This is a genomic window from Ensifer sp. 2TAB8, from assembly GCF_052115125.1.
Taxonomy (GTDB): Bacteria; Pseudomonadota; Alphaproteobacteria; order Rhizobiales; family Rhizobiaceae; genus Ensifer.
On record NZ_JBFRGB010000008.1, the window covers coordinates 132,680 to 145,828 of the forward strand.

8 protein-coding genes are annotated in these 13,149 nt (G+C 62.8%); 4 read left to right on the forward strand and 4 right to left on the reverse strand.

What is annotated here, in order from left to right; all coding sequences use genetic code 11:
• Positions 1-110: 110 nt before the first annotated feature.
• The 3 genes from AB4Z53_RS15690 to katG all read right to left on the reverse strand — a co-directional run bounded on the left by AB4Z53_RS15690 (position 111) and on the right by katG (position 7,045).
• A complete protein-coding gene (locus AB4Z53_RS15690; protein WP_441596560.1) occupies positions 111-3,311 on the reverse strand; it encodes an efflux RND transporter permease subunit in 3,201 nt (1,066 codons plus the stop codon).
• A gap of 3 nt (positions 3,312-3,314) precedes the next feature.
• On the reverse strand, positions 3,315-4,427 hold the full coding sequence (locus AB4Z53_RS15695; protein ID WP_441596561.1) for an efflux RND transporter periplasmic adaptor subunit: 1,113 nt from the start codon (positions 4,425-4,427) through the stop codon (positions 3,315-3,317).
• A 410-nt stretch (positions 4,428-4,837) separates the two neighbouring features.
• Positions 4,838-7,045 carry a catalase/peroxidase HPI gene (gene katG, locus AB4Z53_RS15700; RefSeq protein ID WP_441596562.1) on the reverse strand — a complete coding sequence of 736 codons (2,208 nt, stop codon included), beginning with the start codon at positions 7,043-7,045 and terminating at the stop codon, positions 4,838-4,840.
• A gap of 435 nt (positions 7,046-7,480) precedes the next feature.
• On the opposite strand from katG, the gene AB4Z53_RS15705 reads away from it, so the two are divergent.
• The gene (locus AB4Z53_RS15705) at positions 7,481-9,769 is read left to right on the forward strand and encodes a hypothetical protein (protein WP_441596563.1); all 2,289 of its coding nucleotides are present in this window, start codon (positions 7,481-7,483) and stop codon (positions 9,767-9,769) included.
• Positions 9,770-9,786: 17 nt separating this feature from the next.
• Here the strand turns inward: AB4Z53_RS15705 and AB4Z53_RS15710 are convergent, their stop codons facing one another.
• Positions 9,787-10,419 carry an alpha/beta hydrolase gene (locus tag AB4Z53_RS15710; RefSeq protein WP_441596564.1) on the reverse strand — a complete coding sequence of 211 codons (633 nt, stop codon included), beginning with the start codon at positions 10,417-10,419 and terminating at the stop codon, positions 9,787-9,789.
• Positions 10,420-10,475: 56 nt separating this feature from the next.
• Here AB4Z53_RS15710 and AB4Z53_RS15715 point away from each other — a divergent pair, with 56 nt between their 5' ends.
• From AB4Z53_RS15715 to AB4Z53_RS15725, 3 genes are all read left to right on the forward strand, one after another.
• Entirely contained in the window at positions 10,476-10,904 is a 429-nt protein-coding gene (locus AB4Z53_RS15715) for a hypothetical protein (protein WP_441596565.1), read from the forward strand.
• Positions 10,905-11,094: 190 nt separating this feature from the next.
• A complete protein-coding gene (locus AB4Z53_RS15720) occupies positions 11,095-11,985 on the forward strand; it encodes a helix-turn-helix transcriptional regulator (protein WP_441596566.1) in 891 nt (296 codons plus the stop codon).
• A 133-nt stretch (positions 11,986-12,118) separates the two neighbouring features.
• On the forward strand, positions 12,119-13,027 hold the full coding sequence (locus tag AB4Z53_RS15725) for a helix-turn-helix domain-containing protein (RefSeq protein WP_441596567.1): 909 nt from the start codon (positions 12,119-12,121) through the stop codon (positions 13,025-13,027).
• Positions 13,028-13,149 lie beyond the last annotated feature (122 nt).

A 13,149-nucleotide genomic window follows, 5' to 3' on the forward strand; every position in this document is an offset into this window, starting at 1 on the left:
ATTCCGCCATTAGTTCGTCGGGATTTGGCAGGCGTCAAATGACGGAATTGACGAAACAAAGATGGGGCCAGGCCGGCCCCGTCTTGTTCGCATGGATAGGGTCGCCGGACCTAGCCGTGGCTGGTCGGCGTCGGGCCCTCGTCCCCTGTCGCGCCGGCTTCAGGCGGTGTCTCTGCCGGGTGCCTGGAAATGCCGGCGAGCCTGTGGCCGCGCTCGCGCAGCCATTGGAAGACGACATAGAGTGCCGGGATGACGAAGATGCCGACAAGTGCTGCTGCGAGCATGCCGCCGGCAACGCCGGTGCCGACCGCGCGGCGGCTGAGTTCGCCGGCGCCTCTGGCGACCACCAGTGGCACCAGCCCGACGATAAAGGCGAAGCTCGTCATCATCACGGCGCGGAAACGGGCGCGGGCGCCTTCGATCGCCGCATCGACGATCGACGCTCCGGCTTCGCGGTGGGCTTTGGCGAACTCGACGATCAGGATTGCGTTCTTCGAGGCAAGCGCGATCAGCACGACGAGGCCGATCTGGGCGTAGATGTCGAAGGAAAGCCCGGCGACGAGCACCGATAGCAGCGCGCCGGAAACGCCGAAGGCGACCGACAGCAGCACCGGTACGGGGATCGTCCAGCTTTCATAGAGTGCGACGAGGAAGAGGTAGGCAAAGAGCACCGCCATCGCCAGGATGGCGGTCGTCTTGCCAGCCGCTTCCAGTTCCTGCAACGCGGTTCCCGTCCATTCGTAGCTGTAGCCGGGCGGCAAGGTCGAAGCCGACAGCGCCTCCATGGCGGCGAGCGCTTCGCCTGAGGAATGACCGGCGGACGGCTGGCCGTTCAACGTGATCGAGCGGTAGTTGTTGTAGCGGACGATCGACTGCGGACCGACGATGTAGTCGACCTTGGCGACCGAGGCGACCGGCACCATGTCGCCATTGGCGTTGCGCACATGCAGACGCTGGATGTCGTCGACCGCATTGCGGTCCGCCTGCGCCGCCTGCATCGTCACCTTCCAGGTGCGGCCGAAGAGGTTGAAGTCGTTGACGTAGTAGCTGCCGAGCGTGCCCTGCAACGTGGTGAACAGGTCGCTGACTGAAACGCCGAGCGACTGCAGGCGATCGCGGTCGATGTTGAGATAGAGTTGCGGCGAACTGGCCGAATAGGTGGTGAAGGTTGGGCCGAGCGCCGGGTTCTGGTTGGCGGCAATAATCAGCCCGCCTGCCGTGGCTGCGAGATCGGCAACCGAGCGGCCCTGCAGGTCGAGCAGCTGATATTCGAAGCCGGACCCGGTACCGAGGCCCATGATCGGCGGAAGGTTGAACGCGAAGATCTGCGCGCCACGGATCGCCTGGCCCTTGGCCATGGTCGTGCGGATCGCGGCCTCGACGCCGGAGGATGCCGTGAGGCGCTCGGCGAAGGGCTTCATGGTGACGATGGCAAAAGCGGAGTTCGATTTCGAGAGGCCGTCCAGGAAGGAATAGCCGGTGACGGTAATCACGTTGGCGACACCCTCGATGCCGCCAAGCATCGTCTCCACCTGCTTTACCACTGCATCGGTGCGGTTGTAGGAGGCGCCCTCGGGCAGGCGGATTTCGGTGAAGAAGGCGCCCTGATCTTCCGCCGGCAGGAAGCCGGTCGGCACGACCTTGAAGAGCAGGCCAGTGGCGACGAAGGCGGCCGCGAGCAACACGAGGCCGATGATCGCCCGGCGGGCTATGTGCCCGGCGACAAAGGCATAGCCGTCGCGTCCTTTGTCGATGGTGCGCGAGATATAGCCAAGAATGCCGCGCTTGGGGCCGTGATGCGGCTTCAAAAGCACTGCGCAGAGCGCCGGGCTCAGCGTCAGCGCGTTGATCGCCGAGATCACCATCGACACCGACACGGCGACGGCGAACTGTTGAAACAGTTGGCCGCTCAAGCCCGGGATGAAGGCGACCGGAACGAAGACCGAGAGCAGCACCAGCGTGATCGCGACGATGGCGCCGGTGATTTCACCCATGGCGCGGCGTGCCGCTTCGGCCGCCGAAAGACCGGGGTTCTCCTCCATTACCCGCTCGACGTTTTCGACCACCACAATGGCGTCGTCGACCACGATGCCGATCGCCAGAACCAGGGCGAGCAGCGACACGGTGTTGAGCGAGAAACCCATGGCGAGAAGCACTGCGAAGGTGCCGATCAGCGCGACAGGAACTGCGACAAGCGGGATCAGCGTTGCCCGCCAGTTACCGAGGAACAGGAAGACGATGATGATGACGAGGACAAAGGCCTCGAGCAGTGTTTCCTCGACGTTGTCGACGCTCGCTTCGACGAACTGCGCCGTGTCGTAGGAGACCGAATAGGTGAGTCCCGGCGGGAAGGATTTCGACAATCGTTCCATCGCCTCCTGCACGCCCCTGGCGGCGGCAAGCGCATTGGCGCCCGGGGCCTGATAGGTGCCGATCATGGCGACTGGCTTGCCGTTGATCCGCGCATTGGAATCGGAACTGGCAGCCCCGAGCTCGACACGTGCGACGTCGCGGATGCGCACATAGGACCCGTCGGGCTTTGCGCGCAGCACCACATCCTCGAACTGTTTGGGATCGGTGAGGCGGCCTTGCGTCTGAAGGTTCAGCTGGAACAGCGGGTCGTCGGTCATCGGCTGGGCGCCGATGCGGCCGATGGCGGCCTGCACGTTCTGCGCTTTCAGCGCGTTGATCACGTCGGTCGGCGTCAGGTCCAGGCTGGTCATGCGGTCGATGTCGAGCACGACGCGCATGGAATAGTCCTGAGCGCCGAAAAGCTGGGCGTCACCGACGCCGGGCACACGCTTGACGGTATCGAGCACGTTGATCGTGGCGTAGTTGGACAGAAACAGTGAATCGAAGTTCTGCTTCTCGTCCGCCGCAAAGATGGTGATCACCTGCATCAGCGCCGAGGACTTCTTGCGCACGCTGACGCCGCTCTGCTTGACTTCCGCCGGCAGGCCGGCTTCGGCAAGCGACACGCGGTTCTGTACGTTGACGGTGGCGATATCAGGGTCGGTGCCGACCGCAAAGGTGACGGTCAGCGTATAGGAGCCATCGGCGCCGCTGGTCGATTTCATGTAGAGCATGTCATCGACGCCGACGACCTTGCTCTCGATCGGCTGGGCGACGGTGGTTTCCACCACGTCGGCGCCAGCGCCCGGATAACTTGCCGTGACGCTGACCTGCGGCGGCACGATGTCGGGAAACTGCGCGATCGGCAGACGGGTGAGCGCAAGCAGGCCCGCCAGCGTCAGCACGATGGAGATGACCGTGGCGAAGCGCGGGCGATCGATGAAGATCTCTGAAATCATCGCTTAGCCACCTGCTGCCGTGGCCGCATCGACCGTGATGCCCGGCCGGACCTTGCCCGCCCCCTCGGTAATGACGTTCTCGCCTTCCTTCAGGCCCTTGCTGATGACAGCCTGGCCGCGCGTGTTGCGCGCGACATCGACACGGCGAAGCTCCACCTTGGAACTCGAGTCGACCACCAGCACGAAGGCGCCCTGCTGGTCGCGCTGGATCGCCTGCTGCGGCACGGCGAGCACGTCCTGCTTGTCGGATTGCTCAAGCACGATGCGCACCAGCGCGCCATCGAGAAGAATGCTGTCCGGGTTGGGGAATTCGGCGCGCACGATCACCGTGTCCGTGCCTTGCGAGACATTACTGGCGACGAAGTTGATCGTGCCTTTCTGCTTGTATTCGGTGCCGTTCGGGAGCCCAAGCCCGACATTGGCGCCGCCGCTGATCTCGCCCTTCAGCACGCGCTCGCGATAGGTGAGGTAGAGCGCCGTCGCCACGGGAAACTGGACATAGATCGGATCGAGCCGGGTCAGCGTTACCAGCGGTCCGCTGTCCGGACCGACGAGCGCACCGACGTCGGCCGCCRTCAAGCCGACGATGCCGTCGAACGGGGCCATGATCTTCGTGTAGGAGAGGTTGAGGTCGGCGTTGTCCTTGCTGCCCTTGAGCCGTATCAGGTCGCCCTCGGCTTTCCTGACTTCGGCATGGGCCTCGTCGACCTTGGCCTGAGAGATGGTCTTGGTGGTGAGCAACTGTTCGGCGCGAGCGCGCTCGAGGATCGCGAGTTCCTTGGCGGCTTCGGCCGCCTCGATCTGCCCTTCGATCTCCTGCACGGCAGCGCGATAGGCGCCGTCTTCGACCTGGTAGAGCTCCGTCCCGGCCGTCACCTTTTGCCCTTCGGTGAAGTTGACCGCCTGGAGGAAGCCCGAGACGCGGGCGCGAATGTCGACCTTCTGGATGGCCGTAACCTTGCCGGTCAGATCCACGCTCTCGCGCAGATCCATGATTGCAGCCGGTGCCACGACGACGGCCGGAGCCTGCTGGGCAAACGCCGTTTGCGTGGAAACCGCGACGGTGACAAGCAATGCAGATGAAAGTGAAAGGGCAAGAATTCTCGAACGACGCATGCAACGTTCCCCCTGAACGAAACAGCTGGAGATAACTTAAGTCGCCTTGGCAGTCCTCATTGCATTGAAATCAGAACATGTTCTCCGCGCCAAGTCACGCAATCAGGGGTTGATTTAAGCGCGAGCTTGCGAAGACAGCGAATATGCGGGCGAAGGAAGGCGTCAAAGAGAACTTGTCACAAAAGCAATGATTTGCGCGGCCTGTGCCCCTCAATGCAAAAGGGGCTCGACATCCCGGAATGATCGGGTTTCGGTTGAATATCCTGCTTGACTGCGATCGTTTAACGTGTAGTGGGTGGCCGCCGTCGAGCGGTGTGAGTGCAACCTTAGGTGGGAAAATCTGCGAGATTCCTGCCGAACAGGTCCCGGCCCTGCGCCGGGACCTGCGGTCGGTATTGCGCTCGGACCGGTCAGACCAGGTCGAAGCGGTCTGCGTTCATCACCTTGTTCCAGGCGGCCACGAAGTCGCGCACGAACTTCTGCTTGGCATCCGCCTGGCCGTAGACTTCGGCGATGGCCCGGAGCTGCGAGTTCGAACCGAAGACGAGATCGACGCGGGTGGCCGTCCACTTGACGTCACCAGTCTTGCGGTCTCGGCCTTCGAAGACGTTCTTCGCATCCGACGTAGCCGTCCAGGCCGTGCCCATGTCGAGCAGGTTGACGAAGAAGTCGTTGCTGAGCGTTCCGGCACGATCGGTGAAGGCGCCGTGCTTGGCCTGATCGTGGTTCGCGCCAAGAGCGCGCAGGCCCCCGACGAGAACGGTCATCTCCGGTGCGGTCAGCGTCAGCAGCTGGGCCTTGTCGATCAGCAGCTCTTCCGGCGAAACCGCATACTGGGTGCGCTGGTAGTTGCGGAAGCCATCGGCGATCGGCTCGAGGACCGCGAAGGAGTCGACATCGGTCTGCTCCTGCGTGGCATCTGCGCGACCCGGCGCAAAGGCGACGTCGATGTCATGGCCGGCAGCCTTTGCAGCCTTCTCGATGGCAGCGGCGCCGCCGAGCACGATCAGGTCGGCGAGCGACACTTTCTTGCCGCCGGACTGGGCGTCGTTGAAGCCACGCTGGATGCCTTCGAGAACCTCCAGAACCTTTGCCAGTTGCGCCGGCTGGTTGACCTGCCAGTCCTTCTGCGGAGCAAGGCGGATGCGGGCACCGTTGGCGCCGCCGCGCTTGTCCGAGCCGCGGAAGGTCGAGGCGGATGCCCAGGCTGTCGAAACGAGTTCGGAGACCGAAAGGCCCGAAGCGAGGATCTTGGCCTTGAGGTCGGCGATATCCTTGGCGTCGACGAGCGCATGATCGACGGCCGGAATCGGATCCTGCCAGATCAGCTCTTCGGCCGGGACTTCCGGGCCGAGATAGCGGGCGCGCGGACCCATGTCGCGGTGGGTCAGCTTGTACCAGGCGCGGGCGAAGGCGTCCGCGAAGGCATCCGGGTTCTCGTAGAAGTGTCTTGCGACCTTCTCGTAGGCCGGATCGACGCGCAGCGCCAGGTCGGTCGTCAGCATCGACGGCGCGTGGCGCTTCGACTTGTCATGCGCGTCCGGGACCGTGCCGGCGCCCATGCCGTGCTTCGGCGTCCACTGGTGTGCGCCCGCCGGGCTCTTCGTCAGTTCCCATTCGTAGCCGAAGAGGTTCCAGAAGAAGTTGTTGCTCCACTTGGTCGGCGTCGTCGTCCAGGTGACTTCGAGACCGCTGGTGATGGTGTCGCCGCCACGGCCGCTGCCGTAGGTGCTTGCCCAGCCGAGGCCCTGTTCCTCGATGCCGGCGCCTTCTGGCTCGCGACCGACATTGGCCGCATCACCGGCGCCGTGGGTCTTGCCGAAGGTATGGCCGCCGGCGATCAGCGCCACGGTTTCCTCGTCGTTCATGGCCATGCGCGCGAAGGTTTCGCGGATGTCCCGGGCCGCAGCGAGCGGGTCCGGGTTGCCGTTCGGGCCTTCCGGATTGACGTAGATCAGGCCCATCTGCACGGCAGCGAGCGGGTTTTCGAGGTCGCGATCGCCGGAATAGCGCTTGTCGTCGAGCCAGGTCTTTTCCGTGCCCCAGTAGATGTCCTCTTCCGGCTCCCACACGTCAGGGCGGCCGCCGGCGAAGCCGAAAGTCTTGAAGCCCATGGATTCGAGTGCGCAGTTGCCGGCGAGGATCATCAGGTCGGCCCAGGAGATGCTGTTGCCGTATTTCTGCTTGATCGGCCAGAGCAGGCGGCGCGCCTTGTCGAGGTTGGCGTTGTCCGGCCAGCTGTTGAGCGGCGCAAAGCGCTGCTGTCCGGCACCGGCGCCGCCACGGCCGTCACCAGTGCGGTAGGTGCCGGCACTGTGCCAGGCCATGCGGATGAACAACGGGCCATAGTGACCGAAGTCGGCCGGCCACCAATCCTGCGAATCGGTCATCAGCGCGAAGAGGTCCTTCTTCACCGCCGGCAGGTCGAGCTTCTTGAATTCCTCGGCGTAGTTGAAGGCTTCGCCCATCGGATCGGAAAGGGAGGAACTCTGGTGCAGGATTTTCAGGTTGAGCTGGTTCGGCCACCAGTCCCGGTTCGAGGTGCCGGCGGATTGAGCGCTCGTCTGAGCTCCGTGCATGACGGGACATTTGCCCGTTTTGTCGGCTTTCGCGTCCATTTCTATCTCCCTTTACGATGACGTGAATTGTGCTGATCAGAGGAAAGGCAGGCCGTGCGGGCCAACGGTGTGCCGGGCCCGGCTAGCGGCATTCTTTGTGCCGTCTGTGGTTGTCGTTCCGCGAAGCGGTCTCGCCACTGGCTGCGTCTCCCTCATTGCGCGGCGACTCTATCAAAGTGGTTTCATTAATTTAAGTTGGATTTCCTGATGGTGACGATAAGGCAATCCTATGGCTAATGAACGACGGGCAACGGGCGCATGCTTGCAGTCCTCCATGGATCTTTGATGACGCGCGAGCGCTTCGCCGATTGCAGCCCACACAAGAATATTGGTGCACTGCACTCCCGCCAAACTTGCGGAAGAAAGCGCCAATCGTTAGTCACACCGCAACGACTCAACGCTTTCCATTTTTCGCGTGGTGAAAGGACAGACATCGTGGCTGAGACAGAAATTGGGGCCGGCAAGGGCCGTCGCAAAGCGCTTTGGGCTGCTGTCGCGGTGATCGCGATCGCAGCCGCCGGCGTCGTCGGCGGCAAGTTCATGCTCGAAAGGACGGTCGACAGGTTCATTGCTGATCGCGGCGGCAAGGCCGGCTCCGTCGAAGCGGATTTCCTCGGACGGGTTCATTTGCGTGACGTGACGCTCCCCTTCGCCGATGGCGTCAGCGCGCGTATCGCGGCAATCGACGGCCGTCCGAAGATTTTCTCGCTGAGCGGCAAGCTCGACGTGAAGGGCCTGGAGCTCGACCTCAAGGCCGCCAAGCTTTCCGTGCCGGCGGCAACGCTGGAAGATCCCGACTTTTTCGCAGCGGGCCTGACGGCAAGCGGGGACAAGGCTGACCTGCTGATGCGCATCGAGCGCTTCGCGGCAAAGCAGGTCTCCGCGCCGGAAGTCGCCATCGTTCAGAACGTTGCAGGCGCCGAGCAGAAGACGGTCTACAAGGATGTCCGGCTCGAGGATATCGCCAGCGGCCGCGTCGCGGGCTATTCGGCGAGCGGCGCCACGTTCGCCTTTGCCATGGATCTTCCTGATGGCGAAGGGGCAACGAAGCGGGAAAAGATGGACGGCACCATGGGCGCCGTCACCGGTGAGAGCTTCGATGTGGCCTACATGGCCCGCATCTATACGCAGAAGGCCGGTCCCGAGGACAAGGAGCCGAAGGCGCTCTACGGCCCGATCTCGATAAAGAACCTTGCCTTCTCCGACAGCAAGTCGCGATTCGGTTATGACGAAGTGCGCAGCAGCGGTCTTAGCGTCCGCATGCCGACCGAGCCGCTTCTCGAAACGCTCGAGAAGCTCCAGGCGGTCAACGACCCGGAAGCCCTGCCGCCGGCGGAACGCCAGGTATTCTTCAAGCGCATCCTTTCGCTGGTCGACATGCTGGCAAAGGGCGACATGGAGCTGCTCGGCCTGAAGATGGAAGTGCCGGAACAGGCAAACACCGACGGCAAGCTCGTGAAGCTCGCCGTCGACAAGATGGCGTTCCAGCTCAACGGCCGCAGTTTCGATGGCACGATGAGCGGTGTCACTGCGGGCGAGGGGACCGACTACTTCAAGTTTGCCGAAGCCAGCATCAAGGGTTTCTCCTGGGCTCCGACCATGGAAGCACTGACGAAGCTTGCGGGACTGAAGGAGGAGGAGTTCGAAACCTTCCCCTACACGACGCTGATGCCGGAATTCGGGACGATCCGGATCGCCGGGCTCGACGTGGACATGCCCGGCAGCGATCCGGCAGCCGTGACGGACAGCGAAGCCATCGAGGACGACAGCGCGACCGAAACCGAGGTCGATCCGTCGGCCAGCGCCGAACAGGCGCCCGAAGCCGAGCAGGTGCCGGATCAGACGACAGACGGCGAAGCCGCCAGCGACGCGGCGGTCCCCGGCGATCCGGCAGAAGACTCGACGGCCGAGGCGCCCGCAGAGCAGTCGGCGGATGAAGCCACCAATGGCGAAGCCGCGAGCGACGCGGAGATCGCCGGTGAAGTGGCGGAAGACCCGATGGCCGAGGCGCCGGTAGAGCAGTCGGCAGTGCCGTCCGTTCCGGAACGTGTTCGTTTCACGCTCGACACCTATGAAATCGCGCTGACGAAGCCGCGCAACGGCATTCCGACGGATGTCCGCGTCAGCTACCGCGATCTCAGCGTTCCGATCCCTGCGGACACGCAGGAGGAGGGCTTCAAGACGCTGCGCAAGATCGGCCTCGACAAGCTGGTCTTCTCGTCCAACGTCGAACTGTCGTGGGATGAGCCCAACGAGAACTTCGTCATCAAGCAGATTTCGCTGGAAGGCAAGGACTTGGGCAGCCTCTCCTTCTCCGGCGTCATGGGCGGCGCTTCGAAAGACTTCTTCTCCGGCGACCTGAATGCCGCGCAGATCGCGATGTTCGGTCTTACTGCCCGCGAAGTCACGCTCAAGCTCGAGGACAAGGGCATCATGGCCAAGGGCATCAAGCTTTATGCCGAGGACAACCACATGACCGAGGACAGCGTTCGCGGCCTGCTCGTGTTGATGACCAGCGCCGGCGTGCAGCATTTTGCCGCCACCCAGCCGAAGCTGCAGGACGCCGCAACGGCATTCACCCAGTTCATCAGCAAGCCCGGCACTTTCACGCTGAAGGTCAAGGCCAAGGATGAGGCGGGTGTCGGTGCGCTCGAACTGATGGGAGCTGCCGAGAACCCGGAGCTTCTGCTCGAGAAGGTCGATCTCGAAGCGACCGCACAGTAAATCGATCGCGGGCCGCCTCAGTCGATGCGGCCCGCATCACTTCTGCCCGCGGGATGTTGAAGGAGTTCCCGCAGCGCCATCATTTCCTCGCGTCCGACCTCATGCCTGCCACGATTGTAGAGCGCTCGGACATCTGCCTTCTGCCCCGCAAGATAGTCGACCAAGCGCTCCGTGAGCGCCAAGGGGCGGCTCGGATCATTTTGGCTGCCGGTGACCAGGATCGGTTTGCCCTCAAGTTCGGCGTTGCCGGATGGCACCCAGGAAACGAGGGGATGCAGCAGGGCTGCCCGGTCGAACAGATCGGGATGCTTGACCAGAAGCCCAGCGAGAACAGTCGCCCCTGAAGAGTAGCCGATGCCGTAGGCGGCGCTGTCCGGGTAGAGACGCCGTACTTCACCGACATCTTTCGCCAGGTCTTCGATGGCAGAAGCGAATGCGTGCATATCGCCCAAGGCGTCGCCGATCGGGGGAGGGGGCGCCGCATCGGCATTGGCTGCGCATCTGTTGAAGGAAAACACCCGTGCATCTGGCAGCGTGGTGGCGATCAGCGCGCCGACCGGATCGCCCGGAGCAGGATTGTGAAAGGCGAAGACGATCGGCGCATCGGGCCTGGGCGCTTTTCTTTGTTCGCTGGAAAATGAGATTGTCATGCTGTCGCTCCCGTAACAGGAGAAGACCGAAGGGCCGTCGGAGGCAGCATTCACGCTTGCCCCATCTCTGCCAGCCCGTCACGCGCTTCTCCGATCAAAGGATCGGCGGAATCATAGCTAAACTGAATAGCAGTAATATTAACTATATTATTTCAAGTATTGCAATTATAGCGCATGAGCGATTGGAACGATATTCATCGAAAGCCGGCGCGCCGCCGCGTAAGCTCCGTTGTTTCGCAGCCGCCAGGATCGTCGCAAGGCTTGCTGAAAATGGCGAAGGCATCGCGCATTTGCCGCTCTATCGTCGAGGACGCGCTGGCAACGGGCTTAAGCAGATCCTCGTCGGCTGGGAGGCGCCGCAGCTGTGGCTCACCCTGTATCCGCCCTATGAGCGGCTGCCGCTCAGGGTTGCCAAGTTCTCCGATTTCTTCGAAAGCCACGTTACCGAGACGCGGCCCCGCCGGATCACGCGGCGCGGGATCTAGTCAAAACAGAGCCGTTTGCGGCTAAATGTGAGCAAAGGATACAAGAAATTAGGGACAGCACACCCCATGTTTCCTCGGATATGAGCGGCAATTGCGAAATCGTCCCCTGCGCCTACGCCAAAGGGTCGATTCGAGGCGGGTGGCGCCCGAGGAGTGAACTCCATCGCCAGGAGGCGGGGGTGGACGGACGATGACAGAGGCAAATGGCATTGGAGCATATTTCGGCGAGCCCAAGGCGCCGTTTCTCATGGTGCGGCCCGTCCGCGACGCCCGGTTTTCGGTGACGCGCCTGCAGTGCCGGTTGAAGGGGGAGTTGAGCCGCATCGTTTCGCTGCCCGCCGACGATGCCTACTTCCTGATGTTCTATTTCAAGGATGTGATGCATAGCGACGTGGTGCCGGGCGAAAGCGAAAGTGAAATTCGCCGCTACCGGCAGGGGTCGGTCTGCCTCGTCGACCTTGTCGAGGGTGCCAGTATCCGACTTGTGAGCGATCTCGATTCACTCGCTTTCCATTTGCCGCGGGCCTTGTTTCGCGAAGTTTCCACGTTTTCGCATGCGCCCGCCGCCACCAGTCTCCGGTGCCGCCGCGGCGAGGTCGACGACGTCATGCACAATCTCGCCTTGGCGCTGTTGCCCCTTCTTGCCGAAAACGAGGGTGAACCAGGTGCCGTGTTGCAGCACATCGCAGTCGCCATCTGCGCGCACCTTCTGCATTCCTACCCGGATCGAGCCAATGCGTCCGGCGCGCCCTGTCTCTCCGTGTGGCAGGAGAAGGCGGCGAAGGACTTCATGATCGACCATTGGGCCAAGGACTTTTCGTTTGCGGCGGCGGCAGCGACCGCGAACCTGCCGGAGGAGGTTTTTACCGCGGCCTTTGCATCCGCGACCGGGCAGACGCCGGAAGAGTGGCTGATGCGGTACAGGATCGCCCGCGCCAAGCGCTATCTGATAGAGGAGGGATGGTCGTTGAGCAAAACCGCTACCAGCTGCGGCTATGCCGACGAGGCCCGGTTCATCGAAGCCTTTCGCCAGGTGACCGGCGTGACGCCCGCCATCTGGCGCGCGCGCTGGCTGCAGTGAGGGTGCTATGCTGACTTTCGACCCTCAGCAATGCATCGCTGGATTTGCCTCTTCATTGCGACAGCCAACCGTTGTAGCATCTGCCCGGCCGCTGAAGCGGGCGGCCGAGCTGGAAATCGGGAGACCCTGACCGATGGCCTTGCAAGAGGAACTGAGCGGAGACGAGGGCACACCGCGTCCTACCGTCAAACGAATCAGCGCCGGCGACATCACCGTCACGAGAACCTTCTCGGATCGCTTCGATCTGGAGCCCGGGCCACTGATCCCGGTCGCCGACGCCTTCAACGTCATCATCCAGATGCGTGACTTCGAGGCGCACCGCCTGTGGCGGCGCGGCGAACTCGTCTATGAGGGTGGGCACCCCAAGGCCTCGCTTGCGATCACCGATCTTCGCGACCAATGGCAGTGCCACCATTTGTCGCCCTTCGACAATGTCCGCTTCCACATCCCCTTTGCTTCCATGCGGAGCTTCACCGAAAGGGCCGGGCGCGGCGAGTATGTGTCGCTGTCTCCCGTGCAGGGGCGCGTGGATCCGGTGATGTTCGGCCTCGCTCAGGCGCTGCTGCCCTCGCTCGACGAGCCGGACCGGGCCAATCTGCTGTTCGTCGAACAGATCAATCTTGCCGCGCTGGCTCACCTCAGCCAGGCCTATGGCGGCTTGCATTTCCCCGTCGACAAGAAGGGTACGCTGGCGCCATGGCAGGAGAGGCTGGCGACGGAGTTTCTGGTCGCCCATTTCAACACGCCGTTCTCGATCGGCGATCTCGCTGCCCAGTGCGAGCTCTCGCGCAGCTACTTCAACAAGGCTTTCAAGGAAAGCTTCGGGCGCACGCCGTCCAGGTGGCTGTCCGAGTATCGGATCGCACGGGTCAAGGAGTGTCTGCTTCAGGACATCCCCCTTGCTGAAATCGCTATCCACTGCGGGTTTGCCGACCAGAGCCACATGACCCGGGTTTTCACCAGCCAGACGGGCGAGACGCCGGCGCGCTTCCGCAAAAAGAACCGGTCCGTCATCGTAGCTGTGGATCGACCTCCGCAATAGCGTGGAAGAGGGCGCGCCCTCGTGCAAAATTTTCAAAACACATGAAAAACGTGCAAGAATGATGCGGCGGCCGGGGCAATCATAGGGCCGCTCCTGCAAACGATCTGGTGAATCCGAGAGTG